Raw genomic sequence first — 21,600 nt, 5'->3', positions numbered from 1 at the left:
AAAGTTGTTGTATAATAAACAAAAATATCGCTCTGTTGCACTCAGTCTATTTGGTTAATATTAACTCTTAATCAATGCAACAGAAGTTTATTGGCTAGTCCTTTAATTGTTCAATATATAAAACACCAGCACCACATTCTTCTACATGAAAACATTTTAAAACAAAATTTTTTTACTGAAGTATAGTATGATGAAGAGAATATCTATACTTTATCATCTTTTCAATACGGAGGGGATATAATGAACCATTTATTTCAACAAATTGATTTGAATCCGTTTACTTGGGTGCATCGTCGGGTTTCTGAAAGAGATTTTCAAGGATTTTATCACTGGCATCAAGGCTGTGAATTATTATTTGTACATCGAGGACAAGGGCGTGTCATTGTAAATCAACAAACTTATGAAATAAAAAAAGGGATGCTTTTCTTTTTTCAACCTTTTCAATTACATAGAATTAATGTGGAAGTATCTCCGAGCACTCCTTATGAGCGTAGTGTCATACACTTTGATCCGTTAACGCTCGGCAAACATTTGCATTTATTCCCTAGTCTTCATACTCTATTAAAACAATTGCAAAATGGAGTTAATGAGCCACAAGCATTTGATTTAGAAAATACCTATAATTACATATACGAGATCTGTGAAACGTTTCAAAACTCATTACAAACTAGTAGTTGGGAAGAAGATAGCCAACTTTTTCTTATGCAATTACTCTCATGTATCCGTTCCAACATGAATGAAGTAAAATGCGATGCAACTTCTACTAACAAATTGCGTTCCCTTCACTATTCAGAGAAGATTATGCACTGGATAGAAGAACACTATATGGAGTCATTTGATTTGAATCGATTATCAAGTGAGCTACACTTATCTAAATCATATGTATCAAGAGTATTCAAACGTGAAACAGGGAGTAGTTTGACCGAATATATTACCATTCGTCGAATTAAGCAAGCATGTCAATTACTACAGACAACTGACCAACCTATTGAAATAGTTGGAGAAAGTGTAGGGTTGGGTAGTACATCTTATTTTATACATGTGTTTAAGAAATTGATTGGCACCACGCCGCATCAATATAGGCTTTCACATCAGAGTGTTCGTAGTTAGAATGGGGATGCTAAGAGATTGATTCTATGGCTTCTCGATAACCATTAGATAGGAGACTCAAGAGCTTGTGCATATATTTTGTGAAACCACACATTTCATACTACGAGTAGCTAATCTGTTTTGGCGAACAATATTCTCGAGTTCTAACCATTTATATGATCGAATAAACAAACCAAGTTGAGTAGCACTCACCAATATCTGATGTGTGCTACCCTTTCCGTAAGTCAAAATAAATTCCAATACAACAAACTGCTATCAATCATGCACTCTGTGCTAATTTAATTATAATCATAGCTTTAATATTACTACTAAACTATGAGCAATAATTCAGTTGAATAATTATTTCAAAAGGGAATATGCTCGTTATCGTGCAATTCACCTTCTAATCTATCTTTATACATTGCATCTTTTGGTGGTAAATATTGTTCATATTCAGAATCAACAAGAAATTGAACCAAACTCAATAGATACCTAGTTGAATAAATCTCGTGTATATAATATGGAACATTCAAATGAAGATAGGCTGATTCTGATACGTCTTCCGTACCGCTAAATCCTACTTGTTGAGCAATAGAATATAGCGTTTTCTCATCTGCAAATAACCAATCAACTAACCCATCATTAATCACTACGCCATAAGAAGTAAAGTAATAATAGTTGATCTCCATAATGCCTAAGCCATTAAACGTTTGTACTTCTCTATCCTTCAAGTCATCATAAAATGGTATTTTTTTATCATGTAAACCAACTAGCTCTTTTCCAGGAATACGGTTATCAAACCAATTTGACTCACGTGCAACTTCTTGAAAGAAAATATTGGTCAATAGCGTTGTATTCAAATTTCTTGGGTAATCAAATGATTTGATTGGTTCATTCATTTTCTGTTTTTTGCTCTCGGTTTCTTCCACTTTTTTCAGGATAAAGTCTATATGATGATACGTATAGTTGCCCCATGTACCGGACGTTCGATTATTATCTGCTTGTCTAATTGCCATCCAAAAAAGACAATAGATTTGCCCGGGACTATATAACTCCAGCAATCGAATAATGTGGTCCTCTATTTTTGGTTCATCCGTATCATGCTTAAACGAAAATCGAAACTCTACTATTTCCGCATATATAATCCTTTTCAGTTCTTGTAAGACGATATCTGCCCACATGTTATAAAATGATTCTTTAGATTTTACAATGGAAAAATTGGGATGTTTTAATGTATCCAAAAGTACCTTCTTATCGGCAATCTTATTCGATACTACATTTAATTGCCACTTAATCGATGCTTGGAATGTGGGCACTATCTTATGCTTACATTAAAACAGATAATTATTGTATAATAGGAGTTAAAAGAAAATAAGGTATATTTTATCAAATGTGATATTTAAATAATACAAAGGAGAGGAATTATATGAGCAGGAAACAATATTCTATGAATGATGGTATGAGTGTAGCCAAAAAGGCTTCAAATGATATAGAACAGTTCCTATACTCAAAAGCAGAAACAGTTGAGGTATTAAATGTGGAAGACGATGGTGCTTATCAAGCCATTGATATCGATTTAATATGGAAATGGAAAAATAACAGGGGAGAGATACGAACCACTACCATTGAAATTAAAGGTGATAGGTATTATGGTACGGGTAATTACTTTTTAGAGACGGTTAGTAATAAAAGTAAAGGAACTCCAGGGTGTTTTATTTATACTCAAGCTGATTATGTTTTATATTATTTTGTTGGACCTATGGAGCTTCACGTTTTACCAATGCCAGATACAAGAAATTGGTTTATTGATAATATTAATAAGTTTAAAGAAAGGGAGACTTCAACACCAGTTGGTAATGGGGATTTTTATATTACCGTTGGGAGGTTAGTGCCTAGGTTAGAACTTCAGGAAGCAGTAAATGGTGTGAAAATTATTAGTCTTAAATAATATCTTTATAAAGCACAGTGGTAAATAGTCAAGAGTAAAATCATAAAGAATTGGAAATTATTTTTACTCTCTTGTGTCTTAAGCTTAAAAAAGGATTCATTAAAGAAACCCCACAAACTTTTACAAAATTCGGATGTGATAGACCCCGATTTTGTAAGGAAGAGCGTTGCTTAACGCTCTCCCCTTTCAGGTGCAATATATAATTGATTGGTTTTTAGTAGCGAAAAAAAATCGTACTAATTTTCTTGCGGTTAAGACGAGAGCTCGTTTATGTTGATGCTTCGTTACTTCTTGATATTTCTTTTGATAGAACGCTTGATATTCACTATCACTTTTTAATCACAATTGCTTTCTACCTGCACTTACTTGCTCAGATTCTTGCAGTAGGTTAAAAACTTCGTAATACTCCTAAATCCCTATCGATTAGGGACTGCTATGTAATTTTCTCGACTACAAATGGGTTTTTCATACACTTCATCAAATGCCTTTTCTACTAGCTTACGTATTGTGCTATCTGATCCACTCAATACAAAAAATGCTACATACCAGCTAGAGTTTTTAAGTTTTTCATCTTCATCTATATTTTGACCATTTTGCCCACCTTGTTTAAGCTTTAAGCATACGCTATATGAAGTTTTTTTGCCTTTATTATTATCATACTGTTTCTTAAAAAGATGACTCTCTAAACGTTCCCGTCCATTTCCTCCAGTTTCGCCTCGATAAATAGCTTTTACCTCACACTTGTCTTGCAAAGTAAACTTACATACATTGCGATTTTCCCATTCACTTTCAATGTAGTCAGTTAAAATCACATAAAATCCAACTGCTCTTTCTCCTATAAACTTCAAATCTTCTCTCTTTTTAATTTTTTGTATACTTATTTTCGGTGCTTTATCTTTTATAGGTCCTTCCCTATATTTAGTGTTCCAGTCTTTAAAGAAAGGTATGAAGCAATTATCAATAAATTCTCTATTATTTTCATTAATTTTCTCTTTCATTGCCTTTATTGAAAACAACTGCTTCTTTTCAGGCATATACAGATCCTCTCCCGAATAATTTTTTAACAACTTCAACACTTCCAAATCAAAAGGCTCATCAATATCCAAATCATATTGTTCATCCATTATATATGGCACGGAATTATCATTCAAACTAGTATTAACGTTTAAGTTTGCATCTATCTTATTTATATAAATAGATCCATTAATCTTATAATATGTACTAAAATCTTGTCTCCTTACCGTACTATTTTCTTTTAGCAAATTAACCAATTGTCCTTGTTCATTAATTGTTCTCATTAAAATAGGATGGTCTTTCACTAAAGAAACACTTGCAAGTGACTGTTCTTTTTTTTCAACAATTAACTCAATCGCTTCGTCTATATGAAAACTCTTTCTTAACGGTTGTGTTGGTTGCAATAATACAACATAATCAAATTGTTGTCCTGATTCCTTTAATTTCTCAAGAGTATAAGTAACTGTGTTAATTGTTTTACTCTTATCAGTTGCTAATTCAATTGGTCTTAAAAAAGGAACATCAGCACCACAATCTTTTGCAATTTTTGCAATACTATGTGAATCTGTACTAACTACTATTTTATCAGCATATTTACTTTTTAATGCTTCGGAAATCGTAAAATCAATCAATGGTCTACCCTTGACATTAATAATATTTTTATTAGGTATACCCTTACTCCCACCTCTAGCAGGAATCAATATGATAAATCGATTATCATTATACATTTTTTCACTCCTGTTATTTATTACAAGTTTCCTATATCAATAAATTTTTTCTGATATTCCATATTCCATATTCCATCATTCTCTATTGATTGAATAAACTTATCTTCACTGTCACCATTACCATGAAGATAGAGTGGTTCAAATCTACTGTTTGTTAGACTATCTATCGCCTCAGTTATTTCAGTAACATTTTCTTCAACATGTGTTATATTATTCGAGTTTTCCACATTATAACGACCTTCTTGCCTGTTTCCTATATCAATAGATGGTATACCATATATTGATGCTTCTCGTATTCCCGTACTAGAATTACCAATTATCAAATCGCTATGTTTTAACAAAGTAAGAAAATATTCAAAACGTAATGATGGAAAAAGTTTTATGTTCTTTTTATTTTTAAATTTATTGAATTCCTCGAGAATAGTTGAAGAACCTTCATCATTGTTTGGATAAATAACAATATAATTTTTTTCTGAATGTAGTATTGCCTTCACTACGTTTTTTACTTTATTCTGTAATGAAAATAATTGCGTTGTAACTGGATGATATATCAAAATAGAGTAATTTTCATAAGGTATAGTGTATCTCTCCTTCACTGTCTCTATCTTAGGTAAACTAGTAGAATTCATAATATCAATATCCGGTGAACCTATAACATGTATGGAATTTTCAACTTCACCTAATTGTAGAACCCTTTTTTTAGCTTCTTCATTTGCAACAAAATGAATGTGAGCAAATTTTGTAATTGCATGCCTTATTGATTCGTCAATTGTACCTGATACTTCTCCACCCTCTATATGTGCCACTTTAATATTATTAAATGCACCAACAATTGCACCAGCAAGTGCCTCTAATCTATCACCGTGAACCACTATTAGATCAGGCTTAACTTCTGAAATGTAGTTACTAAATCCTAAAATTGTATTACTCAATGCGATATCCATTTGACTATTATTCTGTTGATTAATAAATGAATAAATATTATTAAATCCGTCTTTCACTATTTCTTGATATGTTAAACCATATTTAGACAGTAAATGCATTCCTGTGGCAAAAATATAAAGTGTGAACTTTTCATGTGTCTCTACTCGTTTCATTAATGATTTTAATTTTCCATAGTCAGCCCTTGTTCCAGTCAGAAATACAATCTTTTTATTCACCTTGTTATCTCCTCTTCCAAATACACATCTTCCCAATTCAACTGCTCATCTATACTGATATTTCTTGTTGCTTTTTTTCCTAGTACAGATTGAAAATCTTCAGCCTTGATTCCTCCTATACCAGGACGTTTAACCCATATGTTTTTTTCAGTGAAAATATCCCCTTTTTTCACATTATCAATTGTAACAATTGTAGAAAATGCAAAATCCATGGTTACTTGCTCTTCTTCCGCAGCCTCTTTCTTTCCACCTCGCATTTGTGATATTTCATTTGCTCCAGCAATTAGTTCTTTCATTTTTTCAGGAGTCATTGAACATACAATATCTGGTCCTGTTCGTTTGATTGTATCTGTGAAATGCCTTTCCAAAATATTGGCCCCTAATGCAACTGCTGCAAGACATGCATTATTATTAACCGTATGGTCTGATAATCCAATTACACAATTAGGAAATTCTCTCATCATTTCCTGAAGGGCACCTAAGCGCACCAAATTTGGCGGTGTAGGGTATAAATTGGTTGTATGAAGTAAAGCATAATCAAGCTGATATTTTTCAATGCATTTTACTGCTTTTTTTACCGTACTCAATTCATTCATACCTGTTGACACGATCATCGGCTTCCCAAAAGAAGCTATATGTTCTAGCAAAGGAAAATTATTCATTTCGCCCGATCCTATCTTATACGCTACAACTCCCATTTTTTCTAAACGATCTGCTGCTGCACGTGAGAAGGGAGTGCTTAAGAAAATCATTCCTTTTGATTCAATGTATTCTTTGAGCTCTATTTCTTCTTCTTCTGATAAAGCACATCGAGACATAATATCATAGATAGAAGAATCACTGTTCCCGGGTTTAACCATTTTAGATTTATGACTCATCTCATCATCTACAATATGTGTTTGATGTTTTATGACTTCAGCACCAGCTTTATAAGCTGCATCTACCATTTCTTTCGCAATTTTCAATGATCCTTCATGATTAATACCAATTTCAGCGATAACTAAAGGTGGATAACCGTCTCCTATTTTCCTATTCCCAATCTCTATTAAAGCCATTATTTTTCTTCCTTTCATTACTTCTATTCATAGGAAAATGAGCATCGAATTATCTTATTGCTCTGTGCCCATTCCTTCACTATTGCATAAAATTCATCTGTCTCTTTCTGTATTTTGTGATTAACTTGACGATATTGTTCTATTATTTTATGTTTATTTGCCAATGTATCATTTACTTGGGCATTCAATAATTTAGCAAAGTCTTTCTTATTTACATCAATCACTCTATCCACTAAGTTCAATTCTGAGTATAAATCATGAATTTTCTTATAACTATTCAGTCCTATTGTAGGAATATTTTGAGCAATTGAACAAACATTACTATGGAATCTCATCCCTAATATTAATTCACATTGTTGATAAAGACTAAATATATATGTTTCGGCCCCTTCACCTGTTAAATACGGAGCAACTGTTACTCGTTTTCTTCTGACTTTATCATCTATCCTATTTAATACATCATCTATCGCTCTTAAATCACTGTAGATATGTGGGAATAAAACAAGCTGATACGTTGGATTTTCCACAAGAAAATCAGTAAGATACTTCCCTAATTCTTTTACAAAGTCTATATATCCAATATCGTCTTCATCCACTTCGTTGAATCTAATATCTTTCATATCAGAAACAACATTTACACCAATAACTCTATATTCGGGATTTATTTCGGGAAAATTGGTTCTATTTGCCTCCATAAAAAATGCACCATCAGCTACTTTATGGATGCTATTTTGATATTTATCACCGTACAATTTTTGTAAAGTTTTCATAGAGCCATCATTACGTACACTAACTAAATACTTCGACGACTTTGTTAATAAATCCATAAAATGTTCAAATTTTTCTATCGTTTGCTGACTAGAACCTTTAGCAATATCACATCCCAACCCATTAAAGAATATCGGTGTATCAATTTGCTTTAGTGTATCCTCTGAAAGATTAATAGTTGTTCCAGTCACCGAATAATCCCATTTTAATTCAAAGAAATTTCCGCCACCGATCACAACTAGGTCATACTGATTACACATATCAATAAATTCTTTAGAGTTGAAATCTCGCATTGCCCATGATTGATAAAATTCTCGAATTTCTAATTCATCCAGTTGAATATCCGCTGTTAAAATTTGCTTTAGCTTTCTTCTAAATCCATTATGATTTGCATTATCGCCGATATTTCCGTGAAAACTAGCAATATGTAAAACTGTAACAGTATCAGTCATGTGTTAACACCTCATTTGTTGTTTGATTAAAATAAGCGGCTGCCGTAGCTTCTGTGACCTTCATAGTTGCAATCAATTTCGAGTAAATCATTATGATTCGGTCAATCTTCTCTATCCCATTTTCTTGGTAATCTAAACGTTTTAGTTCATTACTTATATTATCTATTTGAACTCTCATCATTGGCGAAATAATAGTAGTGAAATAAAGATTACCTGTTATTTTTTTAATGTTTTTATCTAATCTTCTTAACTTATTGTTATTTTTTTGTTCATCCTTATTTAAGGTTTGTATTAATGATTCTACTTCCTCTATTTTAGTAATTACTTCTTCTTTATATTTTACTAAAGAACTCAATCTTTGATCAATCAACTCATGATTATATGATTTAACTGCTTTATTCCAATCATTGTTAACTACCTTTTCTGTCAAATGATCTTGAATCACAACTGCTAATGGCAAAAACTTAGTTCCTGCTATTTTTGCGCCATTCTTCGTAGTATTATAGACCGTTACCTGCGGCGTGCTCTTAATTAGTACTTCTAGCTGATTCTTCATTGTTAAATATCCATCATCTGTATATAACAAGTCACCTTCAACTGACTCAATTTCATGAAGTTTTTGATTTTCGGTAACTTGATTATTATATGGAACACCCTCAGCAAAACGTTGATTATTCTGAAACGATAAATTTTGTCCTACTAAATATATTGAAGAGAATCCCATTTTCGCGAGTAACTGAAAAGTAAGCAAAGCAATGGATGATGCATCTTGTATAAGTGGAGTTGCATTTTTTTCTGTTAGAAGATAGTTTGAAAATGTATCTTGACTAGTAACCATATGTAGTAACTCACCTGGATAATCGTATAGAGTTTCATGCCCGACCGTACTTCCAAATATTAGAGGAATATTAGTCAACTTCTTGTCTTTCAACTTTTGTAATACACGTTGATTCCGTTCTTTTGGATCATATGAACATGTCGCATCAGGGTATATTTCATGTTCGATCAAAGCATTTATAGCTGATCCTACAGAAAAAATATAGGCTAATTTATTTTTTTTTATATATTTTAAATTCTCAAATTCTTCATTTAGACTAGGTCCAGCGGAAACTATAATCGCCGGCTTACCTACAAAGTTTTTCTCGTCTAAATCCCTTAATACATTAGGAGTACTGATTACTTTTGTAAAATTCGTTACTGCGTTAATAATCCATCTCTGTTGAAAGTTAGCATTAACAGAAATGCTAGCTACTTTACCTTTTAATATTTTTTTTAAAGTTTCATATACCTCATCCAACTCCAATTGATAAATCTGACGATAAGACGGTAACGAAAAGATCCTCACCACATTACTATACTTAGTAGCAAGATTCGGCAATTCATTAAATAATTGTGCTTTATCATGAATGAATTGTTGAACTGCTCCATATTTTTTCAAAGAAAAGTTTGTTAGAAACTGCTTAGCTATCTCCATATTCGGTTCATAAATAGTAAAAGTTAATTGTGGAAACTTATTCGCTAGTAAAGGAATATGATAACCTAATCCCGCACCAAATACGATGATATGCTCAGCATCACCTTCTACCTCAAACTGTTCTATTACTCTACTTACTTCTTGTTCAGGATTATATTTACTATGAATATACTTATATTTTCCTTCTACCTCTACTTTAAGCGTTGGAACCCCTTGCTTAGAATCTTCTACTATAGTAGTGTCTGTCTCATCTTCCATTGTATTCAATTGTTCTAATAACGGACGATTCTTCAAACGTAAAAAATCTCTATTTTCAATTAACATTTGTTCGACTTCCTTCTTGGTCAATAGTCTTTGTTAATAACTGCTGTAATTGTTCTAGTAATGGTTTCATTTCATAGTTAACAATATCAACAATTAAGATCGTATCTTGATTCTCAACCGCTTCTGCTAATTCTGCCACATTACTCTCTAATTGTTGATAGATTTCTACATATGACACCCAGTCACTTGGTCTTTCTATAAATTTATCGACTGTTGCAATCACATCCATCAACCACTGTATCCCGTCAGTCATCTGTTGAAATCTATTCCATGTATCTGCTTCAACACCCTGATAAAATTGTTCAACCAATGTATCTATTGCAGGTAGTGCATTTTGCAAATATTCTTCTGCTGATAGTAATGTTTCATTTATGTAAACAGACTTTGTCTTAGCAATGACTTTTATCTGCAAAATCTCGTCGATATATCGTTCTATGTATAAATGATGATCCGAATAAATTTCCTGATTATCAATAATAAGGTGACTGAAGATCAATTCCGTTCCGATTAATTGATTGATCGCTTCAATTACACGTTCTACAGTAATATCTTCATCTATTGTAAGTGACTTTTGATTATCATTTAGTGTTAATTGCATAGTGGTCCTCCTTGAAAATACTTGTATGTATTATATCGGTTGAGAATGGAGAAAATTAAATAGCAAGAAAGGATTACGGACAAAAAGAAGATATTTTCTCTAACAATTCAACATGATTCACACAAAATATACTATGAAACAATAGAAAAATTATTATTGCTATACAGATTCCCGTTATCAGATACAAGATTATCTCAGCATCTGAAGCACTTGTTTCTCCCTCATTTTTATCATTATCGATTGTCTTTTCTGAACTACTAGCATTCGATTTATATATCCGTATATTGCATATTCTCGCTAGCCGATACCATTTTTTTACTTGAACATTCTTTTTCCACGTATGTATAACTTTTTCACATATAAAAGCAAATACACTAGCCACTAGGATGTATAGCAATGTATTTAACACTAGATTAATAACGTTCAAGCAAGAATCTTCTATCTGTGCCGATAATAGTATGAAATTAATATAGATTATCAAATAGAATGCTCCTACTATGATACGCCATATCCATTTTAAACCATTCACCTCTCGCTTCGATCTTTCCCAATCATGCTTCAATAATTCGGAAATCCGTTCATGTAATTCTTTCCATTTGCATTTTAAACATTTCTCACTTTTACTCTTAAAGCAATCTTTTTCATTCCTATCATTAGGACAGCACGTACATTTATCAAAGTACTCCTAGTCACCTATCATAGTTTCTACTAACTTCACAATCTCTTTATCTTCTGGATCATTCGGATTTAAACGGACATAGAGAAATGCCAAGAATTTTTGTAAAATTTTAGCATCCTTTGTATAAGACACTTCTTCTAATTTTTCCCGTATATCTGCTCGCCATTGCTTTCTTTCCTTTGTTATGTACTTCGCTTTATGTTTTTCACCAAATTGATGAATGGTAACGAATGCCGTAATTACAGCAGAAATCACACCTACCAGTATATGTTCCATAACAGTATCCTCACTTCTATTTAACTTTTATATATCACTAGTGTCGCATTAAAATAATTTAACTCAGAGTTAAAATCAGAACATTCCAATAATTTATTCCGCCATAAAAATTCCAAAATAAAAAAACAGCACATGGACAAATTTACTCAAAAAACATTAGTTGAACAATTACTTTCACAAGAACAAGTGAAAACTATCCATACAAAATCGTACAGAGAATGCATGACGATCGAACTATTTTTCAAACCTGTAAAACAGTACTTAAACATTAAATAGTTTTATGATCAGAACAACAAATTGCACATAATCAAGTCTAGATCGTGTACTGCTTAAGCGCGTTAATACAACTCGAAACTAAAAGCAAATAAATAAGTCGATATTTATATACTGCCTTGTAGAAATTTATACATATATGGATACGTAAAATCGATATTGACTACCTTTGCTTATCTGTCTTTCATTTTCATCAAATAAGTAATATTAAACAGACAAAAAGTTCAGTATAACTTCATGCGAGACTAATGAGTTATTACTATCACCTGATAGGATTGCAATAATTATTTCTTCATCTTCTATTGCGAAGCTTGTTAGCGTATATTTTAAAATCACATTTATGTAATGAAGTTCATGACTTAATTAATAAACAACCGTTGCTTAATTGCTAGCTTTTTAATTATTCTTAACCATTTTACAAACATACGTTCTTTTTGTATTATAGAACTATAAAAGAAAGGAAGTGATTCATTTGAATTCTATTAACCAATTAAGTACTATACAACAAAATGTTCTTATTGCTTCTATATTAGGAGATGGGGAAATCACAAAGCTGTATAAGAATAGCCGCCGCAAAAATAATAGTTATCGTGAGCACTTTTCACGGGCTCAGCTTGCTTACCGTCAATGGAAACTGAAAATACTTTCGCCATTGTTGTATATCAATAAACATCAAGATACTCTTCGTTCTAAATCAATGCCTCTTTTCACTGATATTTTCGATGACTTCTACGATCCCTATGGTAATAAAGTAATACCAAGTAGACTTTTGTCAAAATGCACAGATATTAGCTTTCTCGCTACTCTCTACATGGATGATGGTACATTATCTATCTCTAGACGAATCAATCATCGACTCAAAAAGATTTATCTCATTCCTAATGTCTATCTTTATCTACAATCCTTTCAGCATGAAGATCTCATTCGGTTAAATGAACATATACGCTCACACTTTGATATCCTTTTTACTATTAGCAAAAGAAAAGATGGACATGGTAGAATTCTTCGCTTTACATCTACTGTCAACACTTATCATTTTTTAGACATGATCAGTAGTGTTACCTCTCAGTGCCCAATTATGAACTATAAAACAAATTGGTTATATCGTTTTGAACAGGAAAAACAGAAATATCAATTAAGTTATCCAGAATATGAGGTAATTGCAACCTCTTCTGAACGCACTAAACCTTATAGTGCAGCAGAGATAGAAAAACTAATAACTTATAAATTGCAAGGTATGACAGATAAACAGATTGCAATTGCTTTACAACGAACCTATTGGTCAATCGTTAATAAGTTGAGAGAATTGCGTAATAATGGAATTTACCAGTAAAAGCAAATCCTACATTAAACAACTTCCTTTACTTCAAAAGAAAAGACCCTAGCACAATCGCTAGGATCTCCTCTACTAAATCAGTATCTATTAACCTAATAATTGAAGTACTGATTGTGGTTGTTGGTTGGCTTGCACTGCCTCAATGTCTTTCGATCATTGGTTAGACTATATCTTCATCCTAAGCGACCTAGGAGCTGGGCACTTCGAACAGTATTTGCACTGTCCTATGGATTTCATCACCATTGCAATTGCTTTAGGTGGTCTAACCTAGTCGTTGAACCTTCTCCACTCTTTCGAGACAGGAGCTTGGCTGCTGATTATCCATTTATCTTTATCATTTTCATACCATTACGTTTGTCGTTTCCAACTCCGCTGTGGTTGACATAGCTTTAGGAAGTCCCAGCAATTCACCCAGTGATCATCTTACCCGTTACCAAGTAAGACGCCCGTTCAAATCATTAACCTAGTAGTTGTAACACTGACTGAGGCATTTGATTTGCTTGAGCTAACATAGACTGAGACGCTTGAGAAAGGATGTTAGCACGAGTCATTTCCATCATTTCTTTCGCCATATCAACGTCACGGACACGAGATTCCGCTGCTGATAAGTTCTCAGAAGAATTATCTAAGTTAGAAATAGTATGTTCTAAACGGTTTTGGAATGAACCTAATTGAGAACGCTGAGCTGAAACAGTTTCAATAGCATTATTGAATACTTCAATAGCTGCTGTTGCTTTATCGTGATCAGAAACATCTAATGCACTCAAAGTACCTGAAGAAGAAGTACCATTAGATACATCAGTTCCAGAAGTCAATGCAGCACCAGATACTACGGCACTAGCAACACCATGACCTGATACAGAAGCTCCGTTAGCAATTCCACTTGAACCACCAGCTATTCCAAGCGCCTCTGCATCCATACTTAAAACATTGATACTCATGCTTTGACCATTATTAGCACCAACTTGGAAAGTTGCACTAAAACCAGAACCTGATACGTTTAACATTTCTTTCGTATTAAATTCAGTTGTGTTAGCGATACGGTTCACTTCTGAAGTTAATTCATTGATTTCTTTTTGAATTTCTCCACGGTCTGTATCATTATTTGTATCATTGGCTGCTTGTGTAGCAAGTTCACGCATACGTTGTAAAATATTTTGTGTTTCTTGTAAAGCACCTTCAGCAGTTTGAATCATAGAGATACCATCTTGCGCATTACGGCTTGCTTGATCTAAACCTTTGATTTGCGCACGCATTTTCTCAGAAATCGCAAGACCTGCAGCATCATCACCAGCACGGTTGATACGAAGACCTGAAGAAAGTTTTTCCATTGAGTTTTGTTGTGCACCTTGGTTGATTCCTAGTTGACGGTGAGTATTCAACGCAGGAATATTATTGTTAATAATCATAATAAAATTTCCTCCTTGAGTTTAAGTAATTTTCCACATCCATGTGGGTTAAGTATAGTTACTAACCAAGATAAAAGCGGCCGTCTTCTATCTCGATTAGCTTCTACTAATACTATCGGACTATGATTAGAAAATGTTTAGCTTTTTTTATCATTTTTTTTATAAAAATGTTAGTTATAGAAGTTTATTGTGTTATTCAATGATTTATTTACTGATAATGTTTGATTTATCAAGATTTTAGCGTCCTTTCATTGCCGAACTAATGAATAAAGCTATTTATAAATGAACTATAAAAGCCATTGTTTTAAGCTTTTTTGATGATTTTGAGGAGCCAACCTTTTCGATATCGGGCGCTTTTGACGTTTTATCGGGCACTTTTCTTCGGATATCGGGCAGTTTTTCCACTTTATCGGGCATTTTCATTTGAGGGGGAAGAAATGAAAAGAGAGCTGGATATTCTCCGGCTCTCTTTTTGATTGATGTGTCACTCTTTGTTTTTGATTAAATTGAATAAATCAGTAGAAACATTTGCTGCTTCATTATTTTCCTGTTGAATTGCTTGATAAATTTCTTTTCGGTGTACTTCCACATCTTTAGGTGCACTAATGCCTAGTTTTACTTGGTCTCCATCAACGGAAATGACTTTAATCTGAATATCATCACCGATTTGGATTGCTTCATTTGTTTTTCTTGTTAGTACTAGCATCTTAATCCACCTCTTTCTGTGAGGCTTGTGTGAAGATGGTTTCTCTTGTTGTGTATTGCTCGCTTTTGGTGATGTATTGCTTGGCTAATTTTTTGGTTTGGTTAATGATGATTGGTGCTTGTAAGTTAGCTGTACTTGTTGTTAATGGATCTTTTACTGTAACAATTGCTAATGTAAGTAAATCTTCTTGTGTTTTTATTGCTAATTGTTCTTGTGTTGGCTCATCTAGTTCAAATTGATAGTCTTGTTTGAATAGGAATGGATCGACTACGACAAATGCTGGATGGACATGATTGGTTGATTGTAGTACTTGAAACAAACCATTTTCTTCAAAGCTTAGTAAGACAAATTGTTTTTCTTCAGAGAATCCTGGAATCCCTTGTGGGAAATGGATAACCTCTTCCTCTTTTACATCTATTTCACCAAAATATTTCGTATTTATTTGCATAATGTCACCTTTCTATATTTCTATTTCGACATTATTGCCGACAAATGTTAAGTTGTCGAAGTCGATTTCTAGCCAATTCTTTTGTGCTAAATATGTTTCGATGTCACCTTTTTGATAGTGAAATTGATTATTGGTTGGTTCTGCGTTAATGATTGGTTTATTTGTTCGTGCATTAATCGTTACTTCTGCTTGTTCATAGTGGAACTTCACACCGTCGCCGGATGGAATCCAGCCAATATTAAAGGAATGTTTGGGCCATTGTCCATTTTCCTCTGCTATTTTTGGCATGGGATTGCCGCCATTCTCAATTTTCATCATCATATCGCCTTGTTGTCTTCGTTTCTTTGAGCCGTCGATTGCTGTTTGCATTGCTTTCGACACCCAATTTTTCACCGATTGTTCGGTTGGGATAATGCCAACATCTGCTAAGGCTTTTGATTGGTCTATCGTTAGCTTTCCCGGCTTTGTTGTGATTTGTATGTCTGCTTGTGGTTGACTAATTTCTTGTTTGGCAGGGCCTGTATCAACCGACAATTGGGCATCTGTTTTTTGTATTCCAATCATTGCTGACTGTTGTTGGATGCGGATTTGAGGTAATTGCATATTTTCGCCTCCTTTTTGAAAAAAGCCTCACCTCTCTATCAAGGTAAGGCTTGTCTTCTTAACGTAAGAAATCTAATAATGTTGGTTGAATAATACGGGCACCGCCACTTAATGCAGCACGATGAACGGCTTCTTGTGATGTTAGATTCATAATTACTTCTTCTAAGTCCGCATCTTCGTTTTTGGACATCATATCTTTGGCTGTTACTAATTGTTCTTTTACCCGGTTTTCAATTAAGTCGATACGATTTTGACGTGCACCTAAGTCTGCTCGTGCGTTGACATTGTTGTCAATGTGCGTATCAAGTTTGCCAATAAACTCTCCGATGGCTTCATCATCCGTTCCGTCCTTTAATGCTTCCGAAAATTCCGTGAGATCTGTAAATAATTCTTCCGTAAAAATACTGTCTGGTTGGACATTTACACGAATTTTCGTACCATTGGATACTTCAATATTCACATTATCAGTATTAATCGGATTGGCGAATGTACCATCGTCATTTAGTTCGTATGGTTTTTCTCCTGCATTTCCGGTTGTTGCCGTTCCACTGAAAATAAAGCGATTGTTTACTTTCGTATTGGCTAAATCGAGTAAGTGTTCTTTGATTTGGTCTACTTCGCTTGCGATATTTCCGCGTTGTCCTTCTTCATAGGTACCATTGGCAGCTTGGACAGCTAATTCACGTAGTCGTTCAAGTCCTTTTTGTACTTTATCAAGGGCAGAATCGGAGTTGTCCATCCAGTTATGCACTTCTCCAATATTACGTTCGAACTGTTCGATTTGGTTTACTTGGGTACGATAGTCCATACCTTTCATTGCGATAACTGGGTCATCAGACGGTCGATTGATCTTTTTACCTGTTGAAAGTTGATCCATGTATTTACCTAAGCTTTGATAACTACTACTTATATTACGCAGCATATTGTTGGTTAACATACTTTGTGTAACTCGCATTTATTTTACTTACCTCCCTACTAAGCCCATGCTATTAATAATTCGGTCGAGCATTTCATCGACAACTGTCATACTTCTTGCAGCTGCATTGTATGCATGTTGGAATTGAATTAAGTTCGTCATTTCTTCGTCCAATGATACCGAGCTAATTGCTTGTTTTGATTCACTTACTTGTTGGCGAAGAATTTGTGAATTGTTTAGCATCGTATTAGCTTCTTCTGCCACAACACCCATTTCTCCAATAATAGATTCAAAGTAACTTTTAATTGTTGCTTTATCGTCTAACTGTGCTGGATCCCCTTCTTCATACGATAAATACTCTTCTACACGTTTGGTATAGACATTAGCAAGCTCAATGGCATTTTCTCCATCACCCGTTGCACCGGTTGTACTTGCAGCAATTAAATCAACATCATTCAAAATAGCGTCAGATACTGCGATTGTATCTGCTGTTGTTCCAGTAAAGAATGCTTCACCCTGAAGTGGATTGCCATTTTCGTCTGTTTTAAGTGCATAACCATCTTGATGAACAGCGTTGAATTCCGTAATAAATTGACTAACCATTGTATCTATATTGGTAACTATTTTATTAATTTCGCCCGCTGATGTATAGTCAGCATCATCTGCTCCGCCATATTGGAAGTCTGTAAGATAACCAGCACCATCAATTAATGCTTGCAATTTACCTTGTACATTGAAGTTGTCACTATAAATAAACTGTTGATTTTCATAATCATCCGCTAGCGACTCTGCTGTTGTTCCTTCCGTGGGGTTAGCAAAAAAGATTGCTTTTAAATTGTTGTCATTATCAAAGTCAGTAAATAGATGGTTCACTGCGTCTGAACTACCCAACTCGACATCTGCACCACCATCGACAAGTACAACCGGATCATTACCTTCTTGCTCTACATCACTATTATCAACAGCAAGTGTAATGGTTGCAATACCTTGTGCGATAGCACTTGGCTGTCCGGAGCTAGCACGGTAATCTACTTTAATATCGGCATAAGTTGATAACTGATCAATTAATCTGTCACGCTCATCATACAAATCATTCGGTACATATCCGTGCGGTTCGATTTTACTAATTTGCTCATTCACTTGATTAATTTGGTCAATTAAGGAATTGATCTTCGAATTATTTACACCAATTTCGTCTTTTTGGTTCGCCCGGACTTTTTCTAAGCTACTATGTACATATTGCAAGGAATCAACTACAGCATTCGCTCGTTCTTTTACTACAGCTCTTGCACCTGAATCTTCCGGATTGGTTGATAAATCATGCAGCGATTGCCAGAACAAGTCAAAGCTTTGTGATAACCCTTCTTCTGTCGGTTCATTTAAAATCGCTTCTAACTTAGTCATCATATCTGCCTTCGTCTCATAATAGCCGACTTTTGTATTTTCTTCACGATATTGCTTATCAATAAAACTGTCACGAACTCGTTGAATCGAACCTGCTTCTACCCCACTACCTACTTGACCGGGAATTTCTGGTCTATTTCTGGATGCTGGTGGGTATGGACCTGTTTGTGTCATATTTACACGTTGTCTTGTATAGCCTTCTGTATTCGCATTGGAAATATTATGACCTGTTGTATATAAAGCGGATTGCTGTGTATGAAGTGCGCGCTTAGCTACTTCTAATCCGTTAAAAGTTGATGCCATCTCTCTTCCTCCTATTTATGCTTTCGAGTCAAAAACCGACCGTTTTGGTGCGGTTGTATTAGATGATACTGGATGTTTACTATTACCGTAGTTCATATTTTTCATTGCTGGTTGTACCATATCTAATGATAATTGAACAAATTGTAAGGATTGTTGCGTTAGCTGTTTATTTAAATCCTCTTGACGTCGTATCGATAGTAAAAGCTCCGCTAATTGTACGGTTGCTTGCTCTAATTGTTCTTTTTCCGCTCCAGTTGTATGTTCTTCTATAATTGTCGAGACTGTAAGTGTGTCTTCCTTAACTTGATGTTCACGCGCCCAATCTGATACTGATTCGATTCTTTTTTGTTCAATCTGATTGATTGCCTGAATATGTCTTTGTTCATTCACTAAAAGCTTTTGTAGTGCAGTTGTATCTCCTTCTTTGAGGAGTTCTGTTTTTTGATTAGAGACATGTAAAAGACTTTCATGTAACTCGATCAATTTATTTAGTTGGTTGATAATCGGCTGAACGGACATTAGTGGTCTGCTCCTTTTTCTTACGTATTATTAAGCTTTCCAAAAGTTTAATAGCTTTTTAGCTGTTTCTTTGTTGTTAACTTGATACTCACCATTTTCTACTTGTTGTTTAATCTCATTCACATATGTTTGACGAGCATTTTTTTGTTGCATTTTTAATGCTTTATCTGAAATTTCTAGTTGGTCTGGTTTAAGCGAATGCGACTTTGCTTTCGTCTGTTTTTGCAATTGCTGTTGTTTTTGATACGGATTTAGATTGGAATGATTTGGTCCATTGATTTTCAAGACCTTCACCTCTTTCTTTACGTACATCTATATATTATTTATATCGGATAGTTATTCAAAATGTTTAATATTGTTTCTATTATATCGAGTTTTGTTTTTGAAGGAAAGGAAAGATAAGCAATTTCCGAAGCAAACAAAGGGATTATAGCAACAAAAAAACCACGATTACTCGTGGCTCTATTTCAAATATTGTTTCACTTCTTCTATTGTTGTAATTGTATCTATATTGTCAATGATATGGTCCAATGTTTCGATGTCTTGTCGATTAATTTGTGCTTTCACTTCATCTGGAATAGGAGTTGGGATAAATGCTTTAGCCAACAAACGAATCACCGTTCTAGCAACGCCTTCTGTCTTACCTTGATTCATCCCTTGTTTCATTCCTTCTTCACGAAATATCTCTGCTAAAGTCGGCATCGTATCACTCCCTTCTTCATAATGAGTCTCTACATGGTCTATTATATCACGATATTCAGTACTTGTAAGCATGGTGTACACGTGCATCACATAGTAGAAAAAAGTATGCAAATAGTGCTTTGCTTCCTGTCTATTTTCTAAACTATTCAGAAAATAAATCACTTGCTTCAGTTTATCCATCTCTTTTTCGGCATTCTGCTCGTCTCGATATTGAAAGGCGATCAACATCATACGTAAAATCGTATGTAGTGAACGTTGATTGATTTGTCCCTCTCCATAGTCTTGCAAATTAAACAGATAATATTCAAAATCAGGAAAATATGGATGCATTCCTGCTAGCTCTGGATAATTATTGACTAGCCCACTAAAGCTTTGTGGTATGGTCCATTTGTCTTTACCATGGTAAAAACGATTGGTAAGATCAACTCGATTTTCTGCTCCTTTTGTTTACTCCAAACCGCTTCCCAAATCTCACCTAAATAACGATATAATTGCAAACTAACTCCTTTGTCTACATAACTTTTATGTTCAAATAAGAAATAAAGGTATGCTGGTTGATCGTATATCTTTATGCGGAATAACAAATCAGATTGGGATTCTTGTAAATGTTTATCAATAAAAGTATCTTTTTGTAGTTGTAAGGAGTCTAGGTCTATTAACTGTCTGACCGATAGTGGAATAAAGTTCTGTATAAAATTTTGAGCTACATCTGCTCTCGACAAACTTTCTTTGAATAGCTTGTCATGTGGATTTTGTAGTGGCATGGCGCTCCCTTCTTCCCTTATGAAGTTGGCTTACACAGAGAAGATAGCACACCTTAGCAAAGGTAGCGAATCGGTAAAATCGTCCTTTTCAAATAGTAGGCAAGTGAAAAATACGTTTTATCATTCGGCAAACATCCATAGTATTACTCATCTTTTTATACATTCCACTAAAAAGTAGGGCAACCCTCACAATCAATGAGAATTGCCCTACTAATACTTAATCGTTGTCTCTTGTATAATATGTTTTTGCCTCATTTACTTTTGCTTCATTTTTTTGCTTGACGCGCTCCACTTCAGCAGCATAATTCAAATCCGACGTTAATTCTCCTTGACAGTTGGAACAAAGTTTTCCTTTCGTAATAGGTGTTTCACATCGTTCACACGGATATGCCAAATTAGGAAAGTGTGAAGTACGAAGACGATTATCTCTTACAAATTGTAAAATAATATCTTCTTTCACACCTGTTGCTTCGACAATTTCCGGGATTGTCGCTTGTCTATTTTCACGTTTCTTAAGAAATTTGTATACGATTTGGAATTGTTTTTCCTCTTCTTTTATACATTCTGGACAAACGGAGCTTGTTGTTTTCACAAAAACTTTATCACACCGTATACAGTTTGCCAGTTCTGCCATTTTCATCTCCTCTTTCCA

General features: G+C 34.1%; 20 protein-coding genes and 2 pseudogenes. 3 read left to right on the top strand and 19 right to left on the bottom strand.

Going from position 1 to position 21,600, the window contains the following annotated elements; translation table 11 throughout:
- The first annotated feature begins 240 nt into the window (after positions 1-240).
- Positions 241-1,110, top strand: coding sequence for an AraC family transcriptional regulator (locus tag SH601_RS01320; RefSeq protein WP_319956417.1), 870 nt, complete (start codon positions 241-243; stop codon positions 1,108-1,110).
- Positions 1,111-1,454: 344 nt separating this feature from the next.
- Here SH601_RS01320 and SH601_RS01315 read toward each other — a convergent pair whose 3' ends face one another.
- Positions 1,455-2,330 carry a hypothetical protein gene (locus SH601_RS01315; protein ID WP_319956416.1) on the bottom strand — a complete coding sequence of 292 codons (876 nt, stop codon included), beginning with the start codon at positions 2,328-2,330 and terminating at the stop codon, positions 1,455-1,457.
- A gap of 185 nt (positions 2,331-2,515) precedes the next feature.
- Here SH601_RS01315 and SH601_RS01310 point away from each other — a divergent pair, with 185 nt between their 5' ends.
- On the top strand, positions 2,516-3,037 hold the full coding sequence (locus SH601_RS01310) for a hypothetical protein (protein ID WP_319956415.1): 522 nt from the start codon (positions 2,516-2,518) through the stop codon (positions 3,035-3,037).
- A gap of 170 nt (positions 3,038-3,207) precedes the next feature.
- On the opposite strand, the pseudogene SH601_RS01305 reads toward SH601_RS01310, so the two are convergent.
- The 8 genes and pseudogenes from SH601_RS01305 to SH601_RS01270 all read right to left on the bottom strand — a co-directional run.
- A pseudogene (locus SH601_RS01305) lies at positions 3,208-3,364 on the bottom strand (IS110 family RNA-guided transposase); the annotation flags it as partial.
- 89 nt (positions 3,365-3,453) lie between these two features.
- Complete coding sequence (locus SH601_RS01300) at positions 3,454-4,779, bottom strand: acylneuraminate cytidylyltransferase family protein (RefSeq protein ID WP_319956414.1); 1,326 nt, start codon at positions 4,777-4,779, stop codon at positions 3,454-3,456.
- Positions 4,780-4,799: 20 nt separating this feature from the next.
- A complete protein-coding gene (neuC, locus tag SH601_RS01295; protein ID WP_319956412.1) occupies positions 4,800-5,939 on the bottom strand; it encodes a UDP-N-acetylglucosamine 2-epimerase in 1,140 nt (379 codons plus the stop codon).
- Positions 5,936-6,994, bottom strand: coding sequence for an N-acetylneuraminate synthase family protein (locus SH601_RS01290; protein WP_319956411.1), 1,059 nt, complete (start codon positions 6,992-6,994; stop codon positions 5,936-5,938). Before SH601_RS01290 ends, neuC begins: the two co-directional genes overlap by 4 nt.
- Positions 6,995-7,017: 23 nt before the next feature.
- On the bottom strand, positions 7,018-8,214 hold the full coding sequence (locus tag SH601_RS01285) for a polysaccharide pyruvyl transferase family protein (protein ID WP_319956409.1): 1,197 nt from the start codon (positions 8,212-8,214) through the stop codon (positions 7,018-7,020).
- The gene (locus tag SH601_RS01280) at positions 8,207-10,012 is read right to left on the bottom strand and encodes a motility associated factor glycosyltransferase family protein (protein ID WP_319956408.1); all 1,806 of its coding nucleotides are present in this window, start codon (positions 10,010-10,012) and stop codon (positions 8,207-8,209) included. The genes SH601_RS01285 and SH601_RS01280 overlap by 8 nt, the downstream gene beginning before the upstream one ends.
- A complete protein-coding gene (locus SH601_RS01275) occupies positions 10,002-10,610 on the bottom strand; it encodes a DUF8042 domain-containing protein (RefSeq protein WP_319956407.1) in 609 nt (202 codons plus the stop codon). Before SH601_RS01275 ends, SH601_RS01280 begins: the two co-directional genes overlap by 11 nt.
- A gap of 685 nt (positions 10,611-11,295) precedes the next feature.
- Positions 11,296-11,565 carry a hypothetical protein gene (locus SH601_RS01270; protein ID WP_319956406.1) on the bottom strand — a complete coding sequence of 90 codons (270 nt, stop codon included), beginning with the start codon at positions 11,563-11,565 and terminating at the stop codon, positions 11,296-11,298.
- Between the two features lie 745 nt (positions 11,566-12,310).
- Between SH601_RS01270 and SH601_RS01265 the strand changes: the two genes are divergently transcribed.
- Positions 12,311-13,171 (top strand): DNA endonuclease, encoded by an 861-nt coding sequence (locus SH601_RS01265; RefSeq protein WP_319956405.1) that lies wholly within the window; start codon positions 12,311-12,313, stop codon positions 13,169-13,171.
- A gap of 461 nt (positions 13,172-13,632) precedes the next feature.
- On the opposite strand, the gene SH601_RS01260 is transcribed toward SH601_RS01265, so the two are convergent.
- From SH601_RS01260 to SH601_RS01215, 10 genes and pseudogenes are all read right to left on the bottom strand, one after another.
- Positions 13,633-14,583, bottom strand: a complete 951-nt coding sequence (locus tag SH601_RS01260; protein ID WP_319956404.1) for a flagellin N-terminal helical domain-containing protein — start codon at positions 14,581-14,583, stop codon at positions 13,633-13,635.
- 484 nt (positions 14,584-15,067) lie between these two features.
- Positions 15,068-15,289 carry a carbon storage regulator CsrA gene (gene csrA, locus SH601_RS01255; protein ID WP_319956403.1) on the bottom strand — a complete coding sequence of 74 codons (222 nt, stop codon included), beginning with the start codon at positions 15,287-15,289 and terminating at the stop codon, positions 15,068-15,070.
- A 1-nt stretch (position 15,290) separates the two neighbouring features.
- The gene (gene fliW, locus SH601_RS01250; RefSeq protein ID WP_319956402.1) at positions 15,291-15,737 is read right to left on the bottom strand and encodes a flagellar assembly protein FliW; all 447 of its coding nucleotides are present in this window, start codon (positions 15,735-15,737) and stop codon (positions 15,291-15,293) included.
- Between the two features lie 12 nt (positions 15,738-15,749).
- A complete protein-coding gene (locus tag SH601_RS01245; RefSeq protein ID WP_319956401.1) occupies positions 15,750-16,340 on the bottom strand; it encodes a DUF6470 family protein in 591 nt (196 codons plus the stop codon).
- 58 nt (positions 16,341-16,398) lie between these two features.
- Positions 16,399-17,295, bottom strand: a complete 897-nt coding sequence (gene flgL / locus SH601_RS01240) for a flagellar hook-associated protein FlgL (RefSeq protein WP_319956400.1) — start codon at positions 17,293-17,295, stop codon at positions 16,399-16,401.
- 9 nt (positions 17,296-17,304) lie between these two features.
- Positions 17,305-18,963 carry a flagellar hook-associated protein FlgK gene (flgK, locus tag SH601_RS01235; protein ID WP_319956399.1) on the bottom strand — a complete coding sequence of 553 codons (1,659 nt, stop codon included), beginning with the start codon at positions 18,961-18,963 and terminating at the stop codon, positions 17,305-17,307.
- A 15-nt stretch (positions 18,964-18,978) separates the two neighbouring features.
- On the bottom strand, positions 18,979-19,482 hold the full coding sequence (locus tag SH601_RS01230) for a flagellar protein FlgN (protein WP_319956398.1): 504 nt from the start codon (positions 19,480-19,482) through the stop codon (positions 18,979-18,981).
- Positions 19,483-19,512: 30 nt separating this feature from the next.
- A complete protein-coding gene (gene flgM, locus SH601_RS01225; RefSeq protein ID WP_319956833.1) occupies positions 19,513-19,776 on the bottom strand; it encodes a flagellar biosynthesis anti-sigma factor FlgM in 264 nt (87 codons plus the stop codon).
- A gap of 168 nt (positions 19,777-19,944) precedes the next feature.
- A pseudogene (locus SH601_RS01220) lies at positions 19,945-20,948 on the bottom strand (Rpn family recombination-promoting nuclease/putative transposase).
- A 217-nt stretch (positions 20,949-21,165) separates the two neighbouring features.
- Positions 21,166-21,582: a TIGR03826 family flagellar region protein gene (locus tag SH601_RS01215; protein WP_319956397.1), complete on the bottom strand. Its 417-nt coding sequence runs from the start codon at positions 21,580-21,582 to the stop codon at positions 21,166-21,168.
- Between the last annotated feature and the right edge of the window lie 18 nt (positions 21,583-21,600).

The sequence above is a fragment of the Gracilibacillus pellucidus genome (genome assembly GCF_033949965.1).
GTDB classification, from domain to species: domain Bacteria; phylum Bacillota; class Bacilli; order Bacillales; family Amphibacillaceae; genus Gracilibacillus; species Gracilibacillus pellucidus.
This window is presented reverse-complemented; position numbering and strand designations above follow the sequence as displayed.

Bases quoted from the DNA above. Each gene is read 5' to 3' on its own strand.
- SH601_RS01320 (WP_319956417.1), top strand. From the start codon at position 241: ATGAACCATTTATTTCAACAAATTGATTTGAATCCGTTTACTTGGGTG.
- SH601_RS01310 (WP_319956415.1), top strand. From the start codon at position 2,516: ATGAGCAGGAAACAATATTCTATGAATGATGGTATGAGTGTAGCCAAA.
- SH601_RS01300 (WP_319956414.1), bottom strand. From the start codon at position 4,779: ATGTATAATGATAATCGATTTATCATATTGATTCCTGCTAGAGGTGGG.
- SH601_RS01290 (WP_319956411.1), bottom strand. From the start codon at position 6,994: ATGGCTTTAATAGAGATTGGGAATAGGAAAATAGGAGACGGTTATCCA.
- SH601_RS01285 (WP_319956409.1), bottom strand. From the start codon at position 8,214: ATGACTGATACTGTTACAGTTTTACATATTGCTAGTTTTCACGGAAAT.
- SH601_RS01280 (WP_319956408.1), bottom strand. From the start codon at position 10,012: ATGTTAATTGAAAATAGAGATTTTTTACGTTTGAAGAATCGTCCGTTA.
- SH601_RS01275 (WP_319956407.1), bottom strand. From the start codon at position 10,610: ATGCAATTAACACTAAATGATAATCAAAAGTCACTTACAATAGATGAA.
- SH601_RS01270 (WP_319956406.1), bottom strand. From the start codon at position 11,565: ATGGAACATATACTGGTAGGTGTGATTTCTGCTGTAATTACGGCATTC.
- SH601_RS01260 (WP_319956404.1), bottom strand. From the start codon at position 14,583: ATGATTATTAACAATAATATTCCTGCGTTGAATACTCACCGTCAACTA.
- csrA (WP_319956403.1), bottom strand. From the start codon at position 15,289: ATGCTAGTACTAACAAGAAAAACAAATGAAGCAATCCAAATCGGTGAT.
- fliW (WP_319956402.1), bottom strand. From the start codon at position 15,737: ATGCAAATAAATACGAAATATTTTGGTGAAATAGATGTAAAAGAGGAA.
- SH601_RS01245 (WP_319956401.1), bottom strand. From the start codon at position 16,340: ATGCAATTACCTCAAATCCGCATCCAACAACAGTCAGCAATGATTGGA.
- flgL (WP_319956400.1), bottom strand. From the start codon at position 17,295: ATGCGAGTTACACAAAGTATGTTAACCAACAATATGCTGCGTAATATA.
- flgK (WP_319956399.1), bottom strand. From the start codon at position 18,963: ATGGCATCAACTTTTAACGGATTAGAAGTAGCTAAGCGCGCACTTCAT.
- SH601_RS01230 (WP_319956398.1), bottom strand. From the start codon at position 19,482: ATGTCCGTTCAGCCGATTATCAACCAACTAAATAAATTGATCGAGTTA.
- SH601_RS01215 (WP_319956397.1), bottom strand. From the start codon at position 21,582: ATGGCAGAACTGGCAAACTGTATACGGTGTGATAAAGTTTTTGTGAAA.